The 19,111-nt window shown below is 70.2% G+C and carries 16 protein-coding genes; 11 read left to right on the forward strand and 5 right to left on the reverse strand.

The window, feature by feature from the left end:
• Window positions 1–133: 133 nt before the first annotated feature.
• The 7 genes from groES to guaA all read left to right on the forward strand — a co-directional run bounded on the left by groES (window position 134) and on the right by guaA (window position 7,743).
• Window positions 134–430, forward strand: coding sequence for a co-chaperone GroES (groES, locus tag ACOPJ3_RS05975; protein WP_427870917.1), 297 nt, complete (start codon window positions 134–136; stop codon window positions 428–430).
• 458 nt (window positions 431–888) lie between these two features.
• On the forward strand, window positions 889–1,812 hold the full coding sequence (gene rarD, locus ACOPJ3_RS05980; RefSeq protein WP_427870918.1) for an EamA family transporter RarD: 924 nt from the start codon (window positions 889–891) through the stop codon (window positions 1,810–1,812).
• A gap of 128 nt (window positions 1,813–1,940) precedes the next feature.
• On the forward strand, window positions 1,941–3,443 hold the full coding sequence (guaB, locus tag ACOPJ3_RS05985; protein WP_427870919.1) for an IMP dehydrogenase: 1,503 nt from the start codon (window positions 1,941–1,943) through the stop codon (window positions 3,441–3,443).
• Window positions 3,444–3,567: 124 nt separating this feature from the next.
• Window positions 3,568–4,689: a GuaB3 family IMP dehydrogenase-related protein gene (locus ACOPJ3_RS05990; protein ID WP_427870920.1), complete on the forward strand. Its 1,122-nt coding sequence runs from the start codon at window positions 3,568–3,570 to the stop codon at window positions 4,687–4,689.
• Window positions 4,690–4,697: 8 nt separating this feature from the next.
• The gene (locus ACOPJ3_RS05995; protein ID WP_427870921.1) at window positions 4,698–5,621 is read left to right on the forward strand and encodes an SURF1 family cytochrome oxidase biogenesis protein; all 924 of its coding nucleotides are present in this window, start codon (window positions 4,698–4,700) and stop codon (window positions 5,619–5,621) included.
• A 10-nt stretch (window positions 5,622–5,631) separates the two neighbouring features.
• Entirely contained in the window at window positions 5,632–6,111 is a 480-nt protein-coding gene (locus ACOPJ3_RS06000; protein ID WP_427870922.1) for a DUF3817 domain-containing protein, read from the forward strand.
• Window positions 6,112–6,159: 48 nt separating this feature from the next.
• A complete protein-coding gene (gene guaA / locus ACOPJ3_RS06005; RefSeq protein WP_427870923.1) occupies window positions 6,160–7,743 on the forward strand; it encodes a glutamine-hydrolyzing GMP synthase in 1,584 nt (527 codons plus the stop codon).
• A gap of 66 nt (window positions 7,744–7,809) precedes the next feature.
• On the opposite strand, the gene ACOPJ3_RS06010 is transcribed toward guaA, so the two are convergent.
• The gene (locus tag ACOPJ3_RS06010) at window positions 7,810–8,451 is read right to left on the reverse strand and encodes a GntR family transcriptional regulator (RefSeq protein WP_427870924.1); all 642 of its coding nucleotides are present in this window, start codon (window positions 8,449–8,451) and stop codon (window positions 7,810–7,812) included.
• Entirely contained in the window at window positions 8,448–9,449 is a 1,002-nt protein-coding gene (locus ACOPJ3_RS06015; RefSeq protein ID WP_427870925.1) for a phosphotransferase, read from the reverse strand. The genes ACOPJ3_RS06010 and ACOPJ3_RS06015 overlap by 4 nt, the downstream gene beginning before the upstream one ends.
• A gap of 149 nt (window positions 9,450–9,598) precedes the next feature.
• Here ACOPJ3_RS06015 and ACOPJ3_RS06020 point away from each other — a divergent pair, with 149 nt between their 5' ends.
• Complete coding sequence (locus ACOPJ3_RS06020) at window positions 9,599–10,993, forward strand: aspartate aminotransferase family protein (RefSeq protein ID WP_427870926.1); 1,395 nt, start codon at window positions 9,599–9,601, stop codon at window positions 10,991–10,993.
• 96 nt (window positions 10,994–11,089) lie between these two features.
• Here ACOPJ3_RS06020 and ACOPJ3_RS06025 read toward each other — a convergent pair whose 3' ends face one another.
• Window positions 11,090–11,959, reverse strand: a complete 870-nt coding sequence (locus tag ACOPJ3_RS06025; RefSeq protein WP_427870927.1) for a Bax inhibitor-1/YccA family protein — start codon at window positions 11,957–11,959, stop codon at window positions 11,090–11,092.
• Between the two features lie 159 nt (window positions 11,960–12,118).
• Between ACOPJ3_RS06025 and ACOPJ3_RS06030 the strand changes: the two genes are divergently transcribed.
• Complete coding sequence (locus ACOPJ3_RS06030; protein ID WP_427870928.1) at window positions 12,119–13,135, forward strand: glycerophosphodiester phosphodiesterase family protein; 1,017 nt, start codon at window positions 12,119–12,121, stop codon at window positions 13,133–13,135.
• A 100-nt stretch (window positions 13,136–13,235) separates the two neighbouring features.
• Here ACOPJ3_RS06030 and ACOPJ3_RS06035 read toward each other — a convergent pair whose 3' ends face one another.
• A complete protein-coding gene (locus ACOPJ3_RS06035) occupies window positions 13,236–14,222 on the reverse strand; it encodes an asparaginase (protein ID WP_427870929.1) in 987 nt (328 codons plus the stop codon).
• 108 nt (window positions 14,223–14,330) lie between these two features.
• On the opposite strand from ACOPJ3_RS06035, the gene ACOPJ3_RS06040 reads away from it, so the two are divergent.
• Complete coding sequence (locus tag ACOPJ3_RS06040) at window positions 14,331–16,997, forward strand: ATP-dependent helicase (protein WP_427870930.1); 2,667 nt, start codon at window positions 14,331–14,333, stop codon at window positions 16,995–16,997.
• Here ACOPJ3_RS06040 and ACOPJ3_RS06045 read toward each other — a convergent pair.
• Window positions 16,994–17,542, reverse strand: a complete 549-nt coding sequence (locus ACOPJ3_RS06045) for a TetR/AcrR family transcriptional regulator (protein WP_427870931.1) — start codon at window positions 17,540–17,542, stop codon at window positions 16,994–16,996. The two genes, ACOPJ3_RS06040 and ACOPJ3_RS06045, sit on opposite strands and share 4 nt — an antisense overlap.
• Before the next feature lie 388 nt (window positions 17,543–17,930).
• Between ACOPJ3_RS06045 and sucC the strand changes: the two genes are divergently transcribed.
• Complete coding sequence (gene sucC / locus ACOPJ3_RS06050) at window positions 17,931–19,097, forward strand: ADP-forming succinate--CoA ligase subunit beta (RefSeq protein ID WP_427870932.1); 1,167 nt, start codon at window positions 17,931–17,933, stop codon at window positions 19,095–19,097.
• Window positions 19,098–19,111: the final 14 nt, after the last annotated feature.

Here is a 19,111-nt window from a genome sequence, read left to right on the forward strand (position 1 = left end):
GCTATCCGCGATACGGGGCCCCGCGGTTGGCACTCCCCTTGCACGAGTGCCAATGCGGGTTCTAGACTTTGGGAAGGACGTGCTCGCAGAGGGCGGGCGCGAGAGAACCTTCGTCGTGAGAAAGAGGTCAACTGTGTCGGTCGCTATCAAGCCGCTCGAGGATCGTATCGTTATCAAGCAGGTCGAGGCGGAGCAGACCACTGCTTCGGGTCTCGTTATCCCTGACAGCGCCAAGGAAAAGCCCCAGGAGGGCGAGGTCGTCGCAGTCGGCCCCGGCCGCGTCTCGGACAACGGCACGCGCATCCCGCTCGACGTCGCCGTGGGTGACATCGTGATCTACTCGAAGTTCGGCGGCACCGAGGTGAAGGTCGGCGGCGACGACCTCCTCGTGCTTTCGGCCCGCGACATCCTCGCGGTCGTCACCCGCTAAGTTTCGTGCCCAAAGGGCCCGGGATCCGTTCGGATCCTGGGCCCTTTTGCTGTGTGCGGAAGCTTCTGACGCGCTCTGGCCTCGTATCGGCTGAGACCCTCAGCGCCGAGTCGGCCGAAAGGCCCCTTTCGTGGGCTTGATTGGTGCCTTTCGGCCGACTCGGCGTGGGGAATGGGGCTTTTCGGCCCACTCGGGGTCGGCGGGGTGGGCTCGTCGGGTTTGGGCTCGGGGCGCGGGCCTTAGGGTTCGGGATCCGGGACCGCGCGGACGCACGGGCGCCCGCGCCCCCGCCCGTGCCCGCCCGTGCCCGCGCCGGCAGGGCCGAGTCGGCCGTAAGGCCCCTTTCGTGGGGCTGATTGGGGCCTTTCGGCCGACTCGGCGAGCGAGCGAGCCCGCCAGCGAGCGGGAGGGCGGGCCAGCGCCCCCCGCCCCACCCCGCACCGGGCTAAGCTGAGGGGATGCGGCAACTGCGTTCGGGTCTCGGGTACGGGCTCGGCGCATACCTGCTGTGGGGCGCGTTCCCCTTCTACTTCAGCCTGATCGCGATGGTCGGCCCGCTCGAAGTCGTGCCGTGGCGGGTGTGCGCCACGCTCGTGTTCTGCGCGATCCTCGCGACCGCGACGCGGCGCTGGCGCCAGGTGGGCGCGATCCTGCGCTCGCCGAAGACGCTCGGATGGTTCGCGGTGTCCTCGCTGCTGCTCTACGCGAACTGGCAGATCTTCGTCATCGGCGTCATGTCCGGGCACATTCTCGAGACGTCGCTCGGCTACTTCATCAATCCGCTGTTCACGATCCTGATCGGTGTCGTCGTGCGGCGGGAGCGGCTCACGCGCCTGCAGTGGGTTGCGGTCGCGATCGCGACCGTCGGCGTCGTGATCGCCGCGATCGCGTACGGATCCTTCCCCTGGATCGCGCTCGGCCTCGCATTCAGCTTCGGCCTCTACGGCGCCGTGCACAAGCACGCGGGGGAGCACGTCGACGGCCTCACGGGGCTCACGATCGAGACGCTCGTGTCGGTCCCGCTCGGGGTCGCGCAGGCGATCATCATCGCGACGACCACGGGGCTCACGGTGTTCAATTTCGGGCCGGGGATCGCGGTCCTCGTGTTCCTGAGCGGCGTCGTGACGGCGGTCCCGCTCATCCTGTTCGGGGAGTCGGCGCGCAGGCTCCCGCTCTCGTACCTCGGCTTCATCCAGTTCCTGACCCCGATCCTCGGCTTCATCTACGGCGCGCTCGTCGCCGGGGAGGAGATCACGATGGGGCGCTGGATCGGGTTCATCGGGGTCTGGATCGCGATCGTGATCCTGCTCATCGACATGGTGCAGCAGGTGAGGCGTGCACCGGAGGTGCCGACGAACACGGCCCCGATCCCGCTGGATTAAGGGGCGAACGGACCCGGTCGGAGCGGGTACGGGCATAACTCCGGCGCCGGTGACGTTTACGATGGTGTGAGGGGCTTCATCGAGACCCGACGACGACCAATTCCGCTTCGACCATCAAAAGAGGATTCATGGAACAGCGTGACCCATTCGCGTTCACCGGTCTCACGTATGACGACGTGCTGCTGCTGCCGGCCCACACCGACGTCATCCCGAGCGAGGCTGACACCTCGACCCAGTTGACGAGGCGCATCCGCCTCAACATCCCGCTCATCTCCGCCGCGATGGACACGGTCACGGAGACCCGCATGGCGGTCGCCATGGCCCGCAACGGCGGCCTCGGCATCCTGCACCGGAATCTCTCGATCCAGGATCAGGCCGAAATGGTCGACCGCGTGAAGCGGAGCGAGGCCGGCATGATCACGAACCCCGTCACGACGACGGTCGACGCGACCGTCGCCGAGGTCGACGCGATCTGCGGTGAGTACCGCGTCTCGGGCCTGCCCGTCGTGGACTCGAAGGACATCCTGCTCGGGATCATCACGAACCGCGACATGCGCTTCATCGACCCGAGGGACCGCTCGCAGGTCCGCGTCGAGGACGCGATGACCCGCATGCCGCTCATCACGGCCCCCGCGGGTATCTCCCGCGAGGAGGCCGCCGACATCTTCCGCAAGCACAAGATCGAGAAGCTGCCGCTCGTCGACGGCGAGGGCCGCCTCACCGGCCTCATCACGGTGAAGGACTTCGACAAGGAAGAGCAGTACCCGAACGCGACGAAGGACGACTCCGGTCGCCTCCGCGTCGGCGCGGCCGTCGGCTTCTTCGGCGACGCCTGGAAGCGCGCTGGCGAGCTCGTCGAGGCGGGCGTCGACGTGCTCGTCGTCGACACCGCGAACGGCGACAGCCGCGGGGTGCTCGACATCATCGCGAAGATCAAGGCCGACCCGGCGTTCGCCGCGGTCGACGTGATCGGCGGCAACGTCGCGACCTACGCTGGCGCGAAGGCCATCGTGGAGGCTGGTGCCGACGCGGTCAAGGTCGGCGTCGGCCCCGGTTCGATCTGCACGACGCGGATCATCGCGGGCGTCGGTGTGCCCCAGGTCACGGCCGTGTACGAGGCCGCGAAGGCGGCGACCCCCGCCGGTGTCCCTGTGATCGCCGACGGCGGCCTGCAGTTCTCGGGCGACATCGCGAAGGCGCTCGTGGCTGGCGCATCGTCGGTCATGATGGGATCGCTCCTCGCCGGAACCGACGAGAGCCCCGGCGACCTGGTGTTCGTGGGCGGCAAGCAGTTCAAGAACTACCGCGGCATGGGCTCGCTCGGCGCGTTGCAGACGCGCGGCGAGCGCACCTCGTACTCGAAGGACCGCTACTTCCAGGCGGACGTTCCGAGCGACGAGAAGCTGATCCCCGAGGGCATCGAGGGGCAGGTGCCCTACCGCGGCCCGATCGGCTCGGTCGCGCACCAGATGATCGGCGGCCTGCGCCAGTCGATGTTCTACGTCGGCGCTCGCTCGATCGACGAGCTGAAGGAGCGCGGTCAGTTCGTGCGCATCACCTCGGCCGGCCTCAAGGAGAGCCACCCGCACGACGTGCAGATGGTGGTCGAGGCGCCGAACTACAAGCGCTAGTCCCCGGATCCGGATCCGGTCGTCGACGGGCGGCCCGCACCCACCTGGTGCGGGCCGCCCGCGGCGTTTCCTGGGTTGACTGTGCGGGGCGGAGAATGTCAGCGTGCCCGGCTAGACTGGTGGGGTGAGTACAGAGATCGAGATCGGCCGCGGAAAGCGCGCAAGGCGCGTCTACACCTTCGACGAGATCGGGATCGTCCCGACCCGGCGAACCCGCGACCCGGAGCTCGTGTCGACGAACTGGTCGATCGACGCGTTCCACTTCGACATCCCCGTGCTCGGCGCCCCCATGGACTCGGTCATGTCGCCGGAGACCGCGATCGAGCTCGGCCGCCTCGGGGGCCTCGGCGTGCTCAACCTCGAGGGCCTGTGGACCCGGCACGAGAACCCGGAACCCCTGCTCAAGGAGCTCGCTGGGATCACCGACGAGGTCACGGCGGTCAAGCGCATGCGCGAGCTCTACTCGGCTCCGATCCTGCCCGAGCTGATCCGGGATCGCTTGGGTCAGATCCGCGAGGCGGGCGTCACGGTCGCTGGCGCGCTCTCGCCGCACCGCACCGCCGAGTTCACCGAGACGGTGGTGAACGCAGGCGTTGATCTCTTCGTGATCCGCGGAAACACGGTCTCCGCAGAGCACGTCTCGGAGGAGGGGCGCACACCGCTCAACCTCAAGCAGTTCATCTACGAGCTCGACGTCCCGGTGATCGTGGGCGGCGCGGCCACCTACCAGTCGGCCCTGCACCTGATGCGCACGGGCGCGGCCGGCGTGCTCGTCGGCTTCGGCGGCGGCGCGTCCTCGACCACTCGCGTCACGCTCGGGATTCGGGCGCCCATGGCGACGGCGATCGCCGACGTCGCGGGCGCGCGCTCGGACTACCTGGACGAGTCGGGCGGCCGCTACGTGCACGTGATCGCCGACGGCGGCCTCGGCACCTCGGGCGACCTGATCAAGGCCGTCGCGTGCGGCGCCGACGCCGTGATGCTCGGCGCGGCCCTCGCCAAAGCCTCGGATGCTCCCGGCCGCGGCTGGCACTGGGGCCAGGAGGCCCACCACGACGATCTGCCGCGCGGGCGCAGGGTCTCGGTCGGCGCCGTGGCGCCGCTCGCCGAGGTCATCAACGGCCCGGCACACATTGCGGACGGCAGCTCCAACCTCGTGGGCGCGCTGCGTCGCGCCATGGCGACGACCGGCTACTCGGAGCTCAAGGAGTTCCAGCGCGTCGGCATCGTCTACGCAGAGCGCTAGGCAGCGAGGTGCCTGACCCGAGGCGACCCGAGTACCTGGGCGAGCCCACGCTTGCTCAGGTCATGCGGCGACCCGTCTGGATCCTCGCCCTCCTTCTCGCGATGGCCGTCGCGGCCGGTTTCGCGTGGCTCGGCCAGTGGCAGATGGGCATCGCCGTCCAGAACGCCGAAACCGAGAAGGTCGACACGGAGTCGGTGCGCGAGCTCACCGACGTCGCCGAGCTCGGGAAGGGCGTCACCGACGCCGCAGCGGGCATCGTCGTGGAGACGAGCGGAAGCCTCGTGGCCGGCGATTCCGCGATTGTTGCACCTCGCCAGAACGGCGGTGAGACGGGCGCCTGGGTCGTCGCCCGCCTCGCGGTCGACGACGCGGGGGAGCCTGCGAACCTGGGGGTCGCGATCGGCTGGGCGCCGAGCGTGGCGGAGGCGGAGCGCGCGCTCGAGCGGCTCGAGGCGGAGCCGGACTTCGCGGAGCCGCGCGTGTTCGTCGGACGCTACATGCCGCCCGAGGCGCCGGACATCCCGAGTGCCAAGGAGGATCCGCTCGCCATGCACTCGATGGTGCCCGCCTACCTCGCGAACGTGTGGGACGACGTGGACGGAGCCGTCTACTCGGGGTATCTCGTGCTGCACCCTGAGCCTGGCGCGACCGAGCCTCTGATCCTGGGCGCCGAACTCGACGCGATCGACTCGGTTCCGCCGCTGCCCGTCGAGAAGGTGAACTGGCTCAACGTCTTCTACGCCGTCGAGTGGGTCGTCTTCGCAGGTTTCGCACTCTTCTTCTGGTTCCGCCTCACGCGGGACGCCTGGGAGAAGGAGCACGAGATGCAGGCGATCATCGCGGCGGGGGAGCGCGCAGCGGGAGAAGACTCCGATCCCGACCCGAATCCGGAGACCACCCAGTCGCCGTCAGCGCGCGACGCCACGGAATAGAATGGAAGCCATGCAACTCCAGCCGAAGCCCGCCGACTACCCGCGCATCCGCACCGCGGTCAAGGTCTACAAGGTCACCTCGGTGATCACGGGCGTGATGCTGCTGCTTCTCGTCGCGGTCATGGTGATGAAGTACGCATTCAACGTGCAGCTGTTCCTCTTCACCCCCAATGGCTTCGCCGAGTTCGTCCCGCTCGCCCCCGAGGGCCTCGAGGGCGACTTCAAGCCCGAGGGCTTCGACCTGTTCAAGGCGATCCTGATCGCCCACGGCTGGTTCTACGTCGTGTACCTGATCTCGGACTTCATGCTGTGGAGCCCGATGCGCTGGCACTTCGGCTGGTTCCTGCTCATCGCGCTCGGCGGCGTCATCCCCTTCATGTCGTTCATCATGGAGGCGAAGATCGTGCGCAAGGTGCAGGCCTTCCTCGCCGCGAACGACCCGGACGGCGAGACGGCCAGGAGCGCGAGCTCGGCCGACGCCTCCCTCTAGACCTTCCCGCTGCGGGCGTGCCCGCGCAGATTCCCGAAAGGCCGATACATGGCAGAACAGACTGAATCCGGGCACCGCCCGGTACTGGTGGTCGACTTCGGCGCGCAGTACGCGCAGCTGATCGCCCGTCGCGTGCGCGAGGCGGGGGTGTATTCCGAGCTCGTCCCGCACACGATCACCGCGGCCGAGGTCACGGCGAAGCACCCGCTCGGCATCGTGCTCTCGGGCGGGCCGTCGTCCGTCTACGCCGAGGGTGCGCCGAGCTTCGACGATGCGATCTTCCAGCTCGGGATCCCGGTCCTCGGTATCTGCTACGGCTTCCAGGTGATGGCCCGCGCCCTCGGCGGCGAGGTCGGCAACACCGGCGACCGCGAGTACGGCGCGACCGACGCGACGCTCGTCGGCGACGGCGGCGCGATTATGACGGGGCAGCCCACGGAGCAGAACGTGTGGATGAGCCACGGCGACGCCGTGCAGCGCGCCCCCGAGGGCTTCGACGTGCTCGCCCGCACCGCCGTGACCCCCGTGGCCGCGTTCGGCTCGCCCGAGAAGCGCATGTACGGCGTGCAGTGGCACCCCGAGGTGAAGCACTCGGACCACGGCCAGCGCATCCTCGAGAACTTCCTCCACCACGTCGCCGGCATCGAGCCCGACTGGAACGCCGGCAACGTCATCGCCGAGCAGATCGAGAAGATCCGCGCCCAGGTGGGCGATGCGCGCGTCATCTCCGCGCTCTCGGGCGGCGTCGACTCCGCCGTCTCGACGGCGCTCGTGCACGAGGCGATCGGCGACCAGCTGACCGCAGTGTTCGTCGACCACGGCCTCCTCCGCAAGGGCGAGCGCGAGCAGGTCGAGCGCGACTACGTCGCCTCGACGGGCGTGCGCCTCATCACGGTCGAGGCCGAGGACATCTTCCTCGGCCACCTCGCCGGCGTCACCGACCCGGAGGAGAAGCGCAAGATCATCGGGCGCGAGTTCATCCGCGCGTTTGAGAAGGTGCAGCTCGACCTCGTCGCCGAGGCGAAGGCCGAGGGCGCCCCGATCAAGTTCCTCGTGCAGGGCACGCTCTACCCGGACGTCGTCGAGTCCGGCGGCGGATCCGGCACCGCGAACATCAAGTCGCACCACAACGTCGGCGGCCTCCCCGAGGACCTCGACTTCGAGCTCATCGAGCCGCTGCGCGCCCTGTTCAAGGACGAGGTGCGTGCGATCGGCCGCGAGCTCGGGATCCCCGAGGCGATCGTCGGCCGCCAGCCGTTCCCCGGCCCCGGCCTCGGGATCCGGATCGTGGGCGAGGTCACGAAGGACCGCCTCGACACGCTCCGCGAGGCCGACGCCATCGCGCGCGCCGAGCTCACGGCCGCGGGCCTCGACCAGGAGATCTGGCAGTGCCCCGTCGTGCTCCTCGCGGACGTCCGCTCCGTCGGCGTGCAGGGCGACGGCCGCACCTACGGCCACCCGATCGTGCTGCGCCCCGTGTCCTCCGAGGACGCGATGACGGCCGACTGGACCCGCGTGCCCTACGAGGTGCTCGCGCGGATCTCCAACAAGATCACGAACCAGGTGCCCGAGGTGAACCGCGTGGTGCTCGACGTCACGTCGAAGCCGCCGGGAACCATCGAGTGGGAGTAACGGGTCCCTGACCTGGATCGGAGGGCGTCCGCGTGAGCGGGCGCCCTTTCCGCTTTCCGGGGGCGGCTAGGCGAAAAGCCCGATCAGGATCGCCTCGTTCTCGTCGATGTGGGCGGCGACCGCCCGCATCGCGGCGTCGGGATCCCGCGCCGCGGCCGCGTCGAAGATGCGACGGTGGTCGCCCACCACCCGTTCGACGTCGACTCGCTCGGTGACCTCGTTGCGCTGCAACAGGCGGATCGCGTAGGCCATCTCGCTGCCGATGCGCGCGAAGACGGCGTCGAAGCGGGGGCTCCCGAGGAGCGCGATGATCGAGCCGTGGAAGCGCATGTCGGCGACGGCGTGCGCGGCGGAGTCCTGCTCGGCCCGCGCGGCGGCGTCGAGCGCCGCGAGGGCGTCGGCCGCGCGTGCGAGCTGCTCCTCGCTCGCGGTCACGCAGGCCGCGGCGCCCGCGAGCTCGAGCGTGCGGCGCACGAGGTAGAGGTCCCTGATGTCGGCCTCGGTGAACGAGCGCACGGCCGCGCCCCGGTTGCGCTCGTGGGTGACGAGCCCCTCCGCGCCGAGCGTGAGCAGCGCCTCGCGCGCCGTGCGGCGGGAGCAGCCGAGCTCGTCCGCGAGCGCGATCTCCCGGAGCGGGGTGCCGGGCGCGTAGCTGAGCTCCAGGATCCGCGCGCGCAGCTCGTCCGCGACCGCACGGGGCGACGTCACGCGAGCTCCCCGGCGATGCGCTCGAACGTGGCGGCGGAGCCGCGGGAGCGCATCGCCGCGTAGGCGCCGCGGTCGCTCTCGGCGCGCGCGGCCCACACGACCGTGTTCAGGGCGAGGCGCATGGCCACGATCGGGAGAAACGCCTCCCGCTCGGCCGCCGTCATCGGGTGCTCGCGCTCCCAGCCGCCGAGCACCTCGAGCGCGGCCGCCGCGGGGGAGCCGAGGCCCGCGGCCTCCGCGTGGCGGGCGAAGTAGGCGGCGGCGATCGCGGGCTCGGCGACCCGCCACCCCACGAGCATGTCGTCGAAGTCGATGATCGCGCGGATCGCGCAGGCTTCGCCCACGAGCACGTTCGAATCGTGCAGGTCCTGGTGCACGAGGGCCAGGGGGAGCTCGGCCTCGTGCGGGGCGACCCGCTCGGCGTGGATCCAGAGCGCACGCTCGCCGATCGCCCGCGCGGCGCGCGCCGCGGGCGAGGCGCCGTCGCCGCCCCCCAGGTGGTCCCGCAGGTGCGCCTCGATCGTCGCGGCGGTGGTGTGGGCGGCCCAGGTGTGGGCGATCTCGCGGGGCGGTCGCGGCATGCCGACGAGATCGCGCTGCAGGCGCGCGGCGACGCCTCCGAGCTCCGCACCGAGGCCGGCGCTCACCGTCGCCTCGGCGTAGGGCGTGGCCTCCACCCAGTCGATCGCGAGGACCGCGGCCGGCGTGCCTGCGACGTCGACCGCTGCGACGCTCCCGCCGTCGCGCGCCGGCACCACGGCCGGCACAGGGTGGCCGAGCTCGTGCAGCGCGGCCGCGACGTCGGCCCGCCAGCGCTGCACGGGCTCCTCGTCGGGGGAACTGAGCTGGATCTTCACCGCGAGGGCGCCGCGCGCCGTCTCCGCGCGGAAGGTGCTCGCGAGCTCGCTGCCGAGCGGGACGAGGCGCGTCGCCGAGATGCCGTGCGTCTCGGCGAGCGCGGTCGCGGCGAGGTCGGGACTGACGGAGATGGTCTGCATGCGGGTTCCTGGGTGAGAAGGGGTGCGGGGGAGCGAAGCGGTGCGGCGCGGCCTGCGCCTCCCGACACTCTAGCGCCGATCGCGTATATTGGTGACCAATCTGATGTCGCGTCCGGGATTGCGGGCGCACCCGAGGAGGGGGAGCCGAAGTGCGGGAGCAGCCGGAAGGGGCGCCAGACGCGCCAGACGCGTCGAGCGCGGGAACGACGATGGTGAACGCCTACGATCCGGGATCCGGATCCGGATCCGGCCTCGCGGGCGACTCGGAACGCCTGCTCGCGCGGCGTGAGCGCGTGCTCGGTCGGCCCTACCGCCTGTTCTACCGCGAACCCGTGCACGTCGTGCGCGGCGAGGGCGCGCACCTCTTCGGGCCCGGCGGCGAGGACTACCTCGACGCCTACAACAACGTGCCCGTCGTGGGCCACAGCAACCCGCGCGTGCAGCGCGCCGTCGCTGAGCAGCTCGGCGCGCTCAACACCCACACCCGCTACCTCACCGACGGCGTCGTCGACTACGCGGAGCGGCTCACGGCACGGTTCCCCGCTCCGCTCACGCAGGCGATCTTCGCGTGTTCGGGCAGCGAGGCCGTCGACCTCGCGCTCCGCATCGCCCGCGGCCACACGGGCGGCGAGGGCATCATCGTCACGAGGAACGCCTACCACGGCACGACCGCGGCGGCGGCCGAGGTGTCGCCGAGCCTCGGTGCGGGCAACCCGATCCCCGACCGGGTCACGCTCGTCGACGCACCCGACTCGGTGCGCGGATCCGGGGCCGAGGAGTTTCTCACCCAGATCGCCGCAGCAATCGCGGGCTTTCGCGAGCGCGGGATCGGCTTCGCCGGCATGATCGTCGACTCGGTGCTCACGAGCGACGGGCTGCGGCTCGAGCCCGCGGGCTTCCTCGCGCGGGCCGCCGAGCTCGTGCGGGCGGAGGGCGGCCTCTACATCGCCGACGAGGTGCAGCCCGGCTTCGGCCGCACGGGCGAGTGGTGGGGCTTCGAGCGGCACGGGGCCGGGTTCGTGCCCGACCTCGCGGTGCTCGGGAAGCCCATGGGGAACGGGATCCCGATCTCGGCCGTCATCGGCTCGCCCGCGCTCTTCGCCGAGTTCGGCGAGCGGGTGCGCTACTTCAACACCTTCGGCGGCAACCCCGTGAGCATCGCCGCGGCCGGCGCCGTGCTCGACGAGCTCGAGGGTCGCGAGCTGCTCGCCGCCGCGCGCGCGACCGGCGCGGCGCTCGCCGAGGGGATCAGGGGGATCGCCGCCGACGCCGAGCGCAGGGGCGCCGGGCACCGGATCGCCGAGGTGCGGGCGGCGGGCCTCTTCCTCGCGGTCGAGTACACGCTGCCAGGCGGTTCCGGGACGGATCCGGATCCCGCGACCGCGCTCGCCGTCGTGAACGGGCTGCGGGAGCGGCGCGTGCTCGTGAGCGCCTCCGGGGCGGGGGAGAACGTGCTGAAGATCCGGCCGCCGCTGGTCTTCGACGGGCGGGACGCCGAGCGCTTCCTCACCGAGTTCGCCGCGGTGACCGGCGAGCTCGGCTGATCCGAGGCCCCAGCGCCCGCGGCCAGCGCGCACAACGCGAAGGGCGGCCGGCCCCGAGTGGAGGCCGGCCGCCCTTCGCGCGTTGCTGCGCCGCGGTTAGTTGTTGCCGCGCAGGATCGCGAGGATGCGCAGGATCTCGACGTAGAGCCAGATCAGCGTGACCATGAGGCCGAACGCCGCCGACCAGGCCCACTTCTCGGGCACGCGGTTGCGCACGCCGTTCTGGATGAGCTCGAAGTCCATGACGAGCGAGTACGCCGCGAGGAACACGGCGAACAGGCCGATGATCACGCCGAGCGGGATCCCGAACAGGGTGACACCCCGGATGCCCCACGGGTCGGTGACGACGCCCGTGATCATGAGGATGAAGTTGACGAGCGAGAACACGGCGTAGCCGACCATCGCGATGAGGACCATCTTCGTCATCTTCGGGCTCGTGCGCACCTTGCCGCTGCGGAAGAGCAGCAGGGTCACGCCGAAGACCGCGAGCGTGCCGATGACCGCCTGCGAGACGATGCCGGCCCACTGGGCCTCGAAGATGCCCGAGATGCCGCCGAGGAAGAGGCCCTGGAACGCCGCGTACAGGATGATGAGTACGGGGCTCGGCTCCTTCTTGAACGCGTTCACGAGGCCGAGGACGAGGCCGACGATGGCCCCGATCAGCGCGAGGCCCGGCATGAACCAGCCCACCGCGCCCGTCGCGAGCACGATGAGGAAGAGCATCACCGTCTTGGAGATGGTGTTCTCGTAGGTCATCGGACGGTCGGACGGCGTGACGACGGGCGGCTGCTCGCCGCCGAAGCCCGCGTTCGCGGCGGCGACGGCGCCCGCGCCGTTGAGGTCAGGAGTATCAATGCCCGGGCGCTGCGTCTGAGCGGCCGGCTGGTCGTAGATGCGGCGCAGCTCATCGGCGGAGAGTGTCTTGCCGTTGAGTGCGGGATTATTGCTGAGAGCCGGGTTGCTCATGCGTCGGGATCCTTTCCTGGCGTATGGGTCACTCCCGAGTTTAGTCGTGGCCGGCTCCGGACGGGCTGAGATTTACAGGTGTTCGCCGAAGACTGAACGAACGGTGCGGATGCCCCGTTCCCGGCGTGTTTGGCCGGGCCTTGCAATAGTCTGTTCGGCATGCTCACGCAGGAGGCGGCAGGCCCGCTCGTCATCGGCCACCGAGGTGCTCCCGGCTACCGCCCGGAGCACTCGGAAGCGGCGTACCGGCTCGCGTTCGAGCTGGGGGCCGACGCCGTCGAGCCGGACATCGTGATCTCGCGCGACGGCGTGCTCGTCGTGCGTCACGAGAACGAGATCTCGGGCACGACCGACGTGGCCGAGCGGCCGGAGTTCGCCGACCGGAAGACCACGAAGGTCGTCGACGGCGACCGCCTCACCGGGTGGTTCACCGAGGACTTCGACTGGGCCGAGCTCGCGACGCTCCGCTGCAGGGAACGACTGCCGAAGACCCGGCCGAACAACGTCGCCTACGACGGCGAAGAGCCGATCCTGCGCCTGCGCGACGTGCTCCGGATCGTCGACGAGGCGTCTGCCGCGGGTGACCGTGACCTCGGGGTCGTCGTCGAGATCAAGCACGCGCGCTACTACTCCGACCAGGGCTTCGACATCGGGGCGCTGCTGCTCGCCGAGCTCGCGGCGACGGACTGGGAATCACGCCCCGAGCGCCTCGTGATCGAGTCCTTCGAGCTCGGCGTGCTCGACCGGCTGCGCGCGGCGGGGGTCGCGGCCAAGCTCGTCTTCCTCGCCGAGCGGATCGGCGCGCCCGCCGACGAGCCGCAGCCGGGGGCGCCGAAGCGATCCTTCGGCTGGTACAAGAGCGACGATGGGCTCGCGCTCCTTTCGGGCCGCGTCGACGGGATCAGCGTCGCGAAGGGCGATCTGCTGCGCCTCAACGCGCTCGGCAGGGCCGTCGGACCGACCACGCTCGTGCAGCGCGCCCACGAGCGCGGCCTGATCGTCTACACCTGGACGCTCCGCCCCGAGAACCGCTACCTCAACATCCGCTTCCACTCCTCGCTGCGCCTCGCCGAGTGGGGCGACTGGCAGGCCGAGTTCGCGCTCATCGTGCAGTCGGGCGTCGACGGGATCTTCGTCGATCACCCCGACCTCGGCGTGGCCGCGGCGCGGCGGTAGAGCGGGAGCTCTGGCCGCTGGCCGCGGCGCGCGGGCCGCGATCCGGGCCGCGATCCGGCACCGGGTCCGGATCCGGATCCGGATCCCGCGCCGCAGCGAGCTACCTCGCGAGCTCGCCCACGAGGTTCTGCTCCATGAGTCGGCGCAGCTCCCGGCCGCGGTGCCCGCGGTCGAGGAGGAAGCCGAGCTTCGAGGTCGCGGCCTCGACCGTGAGGTCGGCGCCGTCGATGACGCCGGCCGCCGCGAGCTCGCGCCCGACGGCGTACCGCGCGAGGTCGACGCCGCCGCGCGCGCACTGCGTGATCGCGACGACGGGGAGCTCGCCGCAGATCTCGCGCAGCGTGCCGAGCATTCCCGGCCGCGCCATCGGGGCGTTTCCGCTGCCGTACGCCTCGATCACGAGGCCGTCCGGGCGCCCGCCCACGGCGGCGCGGAGGTCGTCGGCCGTCGTCGAGGGGACGAAGCGGAACGAGAGCACGCGGGCCGGGGCGGCCGGCGCGTCGTCCTCGTTCGCGGGGCGCGGGATGCCCGCGGGATTCGCGCCGAGCGCCTGCTCAGCGCGAAACGCCTCGAGCGAGACGCTGTCGTGCTTCGTCGCGCGCACGGCGGGCAGGAGCGTGCCCCCGAACGCGATCGAGACGGGGGCGCCGGCCGCCGCACGCACGGAGGCGCGGATCGCAAGCGTCAGGTTGTCGACGGCGTCGGTGTCGGCCGCGCCGTGCGGGAGCTGGCTCCCGGTCACGACGACGGGGGCGCCCAGGTCGCCGAGGTCGAAGGCGAGCCGCGACGCGGTGTAGGCGAGCGTGTCGGTTCCGTGGGTGATGACGACCCCGCGCGGCCGGTGCGTGCGCACGCGGGCGCGCACGGCGCGGGCGATGCGCGGGGCGGTGTCGGCGTCGGCGTTCGCGCTGTCGATCGCGGGGAGCAGGTGGTTCACGCGGTGTCCGATCCCGAGCGGGGCGCAAATGCCCGCGACCAGGTGCTCCAGGATCTCCGGGAAGTCTGGGTCGGGGGCCAGCCCGCCGTCGGTCTCGCGCATGCCGATGGTTCCGCCCGTCGCGAAGACGAGAACATTGGGGGAGGACATCCCTCCATTGTGTCGGATCGCGCCGGGCGGTGCCCGGAGGCCCCGGGTACGGCCCCGTCAGTGCAGCGCCCCGTCAGTGTCAGTGGTGCGGCCTAGACTTGAGCCACGATGAGTGACTTCGAACTTCTGGATCCCTCCGGGGTGCCCGTGGGCGCCGGTTTCGGCACCGACGGCGCGAGCGGCCCCGACCCCCTCCTCGACGGACTGAACCCGGCGCAGGAGCGCGCGGTCGTGTCCCGCGGCCCGGCGCTGCTGATCGTCGCGGGTGCCGGATCGGGCAAGACCCGCGTGCTGACGCACCGGATCGCCCACCTGATCAGGCAGCGGGAGGCGTGGCCCAGCCAGATCCTCGCGATCACCTTCACGAACAAGGCCGCGGCGGAGATGCGCGAGCGCATCGAGGGGCTGCTCGGCGAGGCATCGCAGGGCATGTGGATCTCGACCTTCCACTCGGCGTGCGTGAGGATCCTGCGTCGCGAGGCCGAGCGCTTCGGCTACGTCTCGGGCTTCACGATCTACGACTCGGCCGACTCGCGCGCGCTCCTCAAGCGGATCATCAAGGAGCTCGACGCCGACACCTACGGCTTTACGCCGGCGAACTCCGGGTCGAAGATCTCGAAGCTCAAGAACGAGCTTTCGGACGCCGACTCGTACGCGGCGACGATGAACGAGAACGACCCGCGCGACCGGCTCTTCGTCGAGATCTTCAAGATGTACGAGCAGGAGCTGAAGCGCGCGAACGCGTTCGACTTCGACGACCTGATCGGGCAGACCGTGCACCTGTTCCGGGCGCACCCCGACGTCGCGGCCGTGTACCAGCGGCGCTTCCGGCACATCCTCGTCGACGAGTACCAGGACACGAACCACGCGCAGTACTCGCTGATCCGCGAGCTCACGCGGCCCGTCGAGCCCGAGGAGGTCGCGCGGCTCGTGCCGCCGGCCCGCGACCGCGAGCTCGACGCCTCAGGCCGGATCCCGGCGGCGAGCCTCACGGTGGTCGGCGACTCGGACCAGTCGATCTACGCGTTCCGCGGCGCAGACATCCGCAACATCGTCGAGTTCGAGCGCGACTTCCGCGGGGCGGAGGTCGTGAAGCTCGAGCAGAACTACCGCTCGACGCAGAACATCCTGTCGGCGGCGAACGCCGTGATCGGCAACAACTTCGACCGCCAGGAGAAGAACCTGTGGACGGCCGAGGGCGACGGCGCGCGAATCACGGGCTTCACCGGCTACTCGCAGCACGACGAGGCGCGCTTCGTCGCCGAGGAGATCGAGGAGCTGCACCGCGGCGGCCTCGCCTACGGCGACGTCGCGGTCTTCTACCGCACCAACTCGCAGACGCGAGCGCTCGAGGAGCTGCTGATCCGCTCGGCGATCCCGTACCGCGTGCTCGGCGGAACGAAGTTCTACGAGCGCGCCGAGGTGAAGGACGCGATGGCGTACCTCACGAGCATCGCGAACCCCTACGACCCGATCGCGTGGTCGCGCCTGCTCGGCGCGCCGAAGCGCGGCATCGGGCCGATGGCGGAGGCGCACCTCGCGAACTTCCAGGAGAATCACGGGATCTCCTTCCACGAGGCGATGCTGCGCGCCGACGAGGTGGGGCAGCTCGGGCCGAAGCTGAAGGGCACTGTGCGCGAGCTCGGCGAGCTCCTCCTGCGCGCGGCGCGCATGGCCGTCGGTGAGCCGGGAGCAGCCGCGGCGGGTGATCCGCAGGGCACCGATCCGCAGGCCGCGGATCCGCAGGGCACCGATCCGCAGGCCGACGTCGCCGCCGACGAGGGCAAGAAGCCGGCCCCCGTCGCGGACCTTCTGAAGCTCATCCTCGACGAGACCGAGATGATCGAGAAGCTGCGCGCGCGGCGGGATCCGCAGGACGACGCGCGCGCCGAGAACCTCGAGGAGCTCGTCGCGGTCGCCCGCGAGTTCGACGTGAAGCAGCCGGGCGCGGGCCTCCTCGCGTTCCTCACCGAGGTGAGCCTCGTGGCCGCCGCCGACGACCTCGACGACACGAGCGGCACCGTGTCGCTCATGACGATGCACACCGCGAAGGGCCTGGAGTTCAAGGCCGTCTTCATCACGGGCGTCGAGGAGGGCCTGCTCCCGCACCAGATGTCGGTCGATGAGGTCGGCGGGGTCAACGAGGAGCGGCGGCTCATGTACGTCGGGATCACCCGCGCGCGCGAGCGGCTCTTCCTCACGCTCGCCTCGACGCGGGCGACATTCGGCGACGTCTCCGTCGCGATGCCGTCGCGCTTCCTCCAGGAGATCCCTGAGGGGCTCATCGACTGGCGCCAGTCGCCCGGCGAGGTGACGGGCCGCGGCGGCACGGAGTCGCGCGCGCTCAACGCGGTGCGGGGCGGCTCAGGCGGATACGGCTCGCGCGCCCGCGGCGGCGCCGGCCGCGGCACGGAGTCGAGCGTGTCCTTCGGCACCGGATCCGGATCCGGTGGCGGCCGAAGCTCTGCCGCCGTGTCGGAGCCCGCGAGCGGCAACATGCAGTCTGCCCTCGACAAGTGGCGGGAGCGCAAGCGGCTCGCGAAGGAGGCGCAGGCGGCAGGCGGCGGCTTCCCGAACACGATCGGCGGGGCGATCCGGGACAACGGGGATCTGGAGCTCGCCGCGGGCGACCGCATCACGCACGACGAGTACGGCGAGGGCCGCGTCACCGCGATCAGCGGCGCAGGCTCCAAGCGGATCGCGCACGTCGTATTCGACTCGGTGGGGGAGCGCAAGCTTCTCGTGAAGCTCGCGCCGATCCAGAAGGCGGACTAGCGGCCGATCACCTGGATGTATTCGTCCATGACGCGCTCGAAATCCTCTTCGCTCGCGTTGACGTCTCCGTCGCCGGTCATCCACTCGCTCATCTGCACGAGAATGACACCGGTCACGAGGGTGACCGCGAGACCCGCCTCGCGGACGGGGTCGCCCGTCCGGGAGTACTCGGGGTGCGCCATGAGCCAGTGGACCGCGGTCCCGGTCAGGGTGTAGGTGTTCTCGAGGTAGTTCGAGAGCATCATGCGGCCGGCCGCGGGCTGCTCGGCGACGAGCTGGTTGCGCAGCCGAGCGACCTCGGAGTTCACCTTGCTGTGTCCGATTGCGGCGAACATCAGCCGAAAGATGCCTCGCGGGAGGTCCTCGGGGCTGGTGTCCAGGATGGCGAAGGCCTCGGAGTCCTCGGGGAGCTCGAGTGCGCGGCCGACGATCGCATTGTCCCGCGCGGGGAAGTAATTGAAGAACGTGCTCCGTGAGATGTCTGCCATCTCACAGATCTCCTCGACGGTCACGTGCTCGACGCCCTTCTCGAGGGCGAGCTTCACGGCGGAGGACTCGATCGCATTCTCGGTCGCTCGACGCTTGCGAGCGCGAAGGCCCTCAGGTTTCGGGGTACCGGCAGTGCTCAAAACGACATCAACTCCATGAATCTGTGGGGGAACGAGAGATTCTTGCACAAGGATGCCCCGAAAACTCTCGGTTCCTATGAGTCTACTCGGGGGTTCTTGGGAATGACATGGGCAAAGTGGATAACGTATGAAATTCGACTCAATCTGTTTTTGTGGCGATCAGCACAAGAAACTGATCGGGCGACCCAGGATTGGGGCTCCGATCAGGCCGCGGTGCTAGACTCGGCAACTGGTCGACTTCTCTCGACATCGAGACACATTTCTGCCTCGGATCACCCCTGACTCCCCAAAAGAAGGACAGTACGTGGATCTGTACGAGTACCAGGCACGAGATCTATTTGAGCGATACGGAGTGCCGGTGCTTGCCGGCATCGTCGCCGATACGCCCGAGGAGGTGCGTGCAGCGGCGGAGAAGCTCGGCGGCGTGGTCGTCGTCAAGGCTCAGGTGAAGACCGGAGGCCGCGGCAAGGCCGGCGGCGTGAAGGTCGCGAAGAACCCCGACGAGGCCTACGAGGCCGCCAAGTCGATCCTCGGCCTGGATATCAAGGGCCACGTCGTGAAGCGCGTCATGGTCGCAGCCGGCGCAGACATCGCGCAGGAGTTCTACTTCTCCGTGCTGCTCGACCGCGCCAACCGCTCCTACCTCTCGCTCTGCAGCGTCGAGGGCGGCATGGAGATCGAGCAGCTCGCGGTCGAGAAGCCCGAGGCGCTCGCCCGCATCGAGGTCGACCCGCTCGTCGGGATCGACGCGGCGAAGGCCGAGGAGATCGCGCGCGCGGCGAAGTTCCCCGAAGAGCTCGTCGCGAAGGTCGTCCCCGTCTTCCAGAAGCTCTACGAGGTCTACACGGGGGAGGACGCGACGCTCGTCGAGGTCAACCCGCTCGTGCTCACCGGCGAGGGCGAGATCATCGCGCTCGACGGCAAGGTCTCGCTCGACGAGAACGCCGACTTCCGCCACCCGGACCACGAGGCGCTCGCCGACAAGTCTGCTGAGGATCCGCTCGAGGCGAAGGCCAAGGCGCAGGATCTCAACTACGTGAAGCTCGACGGCGAGGTCGGCGTGATCGGCAACGGGGCTGGCCTCGTGATGTCGACGCTCGACGTCGTCGCCTATGCGGGCGAGAACCACGGCGGCGTGAAGCCCGCCAACTTCCTCGACATCGGCGGCGGCGCCTCGGCCGAGGTCATGGCGGCCGGCCTCGACGTGATCCTCGGCGACCCGCAGGTCAAGTCGGTGTTCGTCAACGTCTTCGGCGGCATCACCGCCTGCGACGCCGTCGCGAACGGCATCGTGGGCGCGCTCGCGAAGCTCGGCGACTCGGCGAACAAGCCGCTCGTCGTCCGCCTCGACGGCAACAACGTGGTCGAGGGCCGCAAGATCCTCGACGACGCGAACCACCCGCTCGTCACCCAGGCGGCGACCATGGACGAGGGCGCCGACAAGGCCGCCGAGCTCGCGAACGCGCGCTGATCCCGAGACAAGAC

The organism is Leucobacter luti, from assembly GCF_050310065.1.
In the GTDB taxonomy this organism is placed as follows: Bacteria; Actinomycetota; Actinomycetes; order Actinomycetales; family Microbacteriaceae; genus Leucobacter; species Leucobacter luti_B.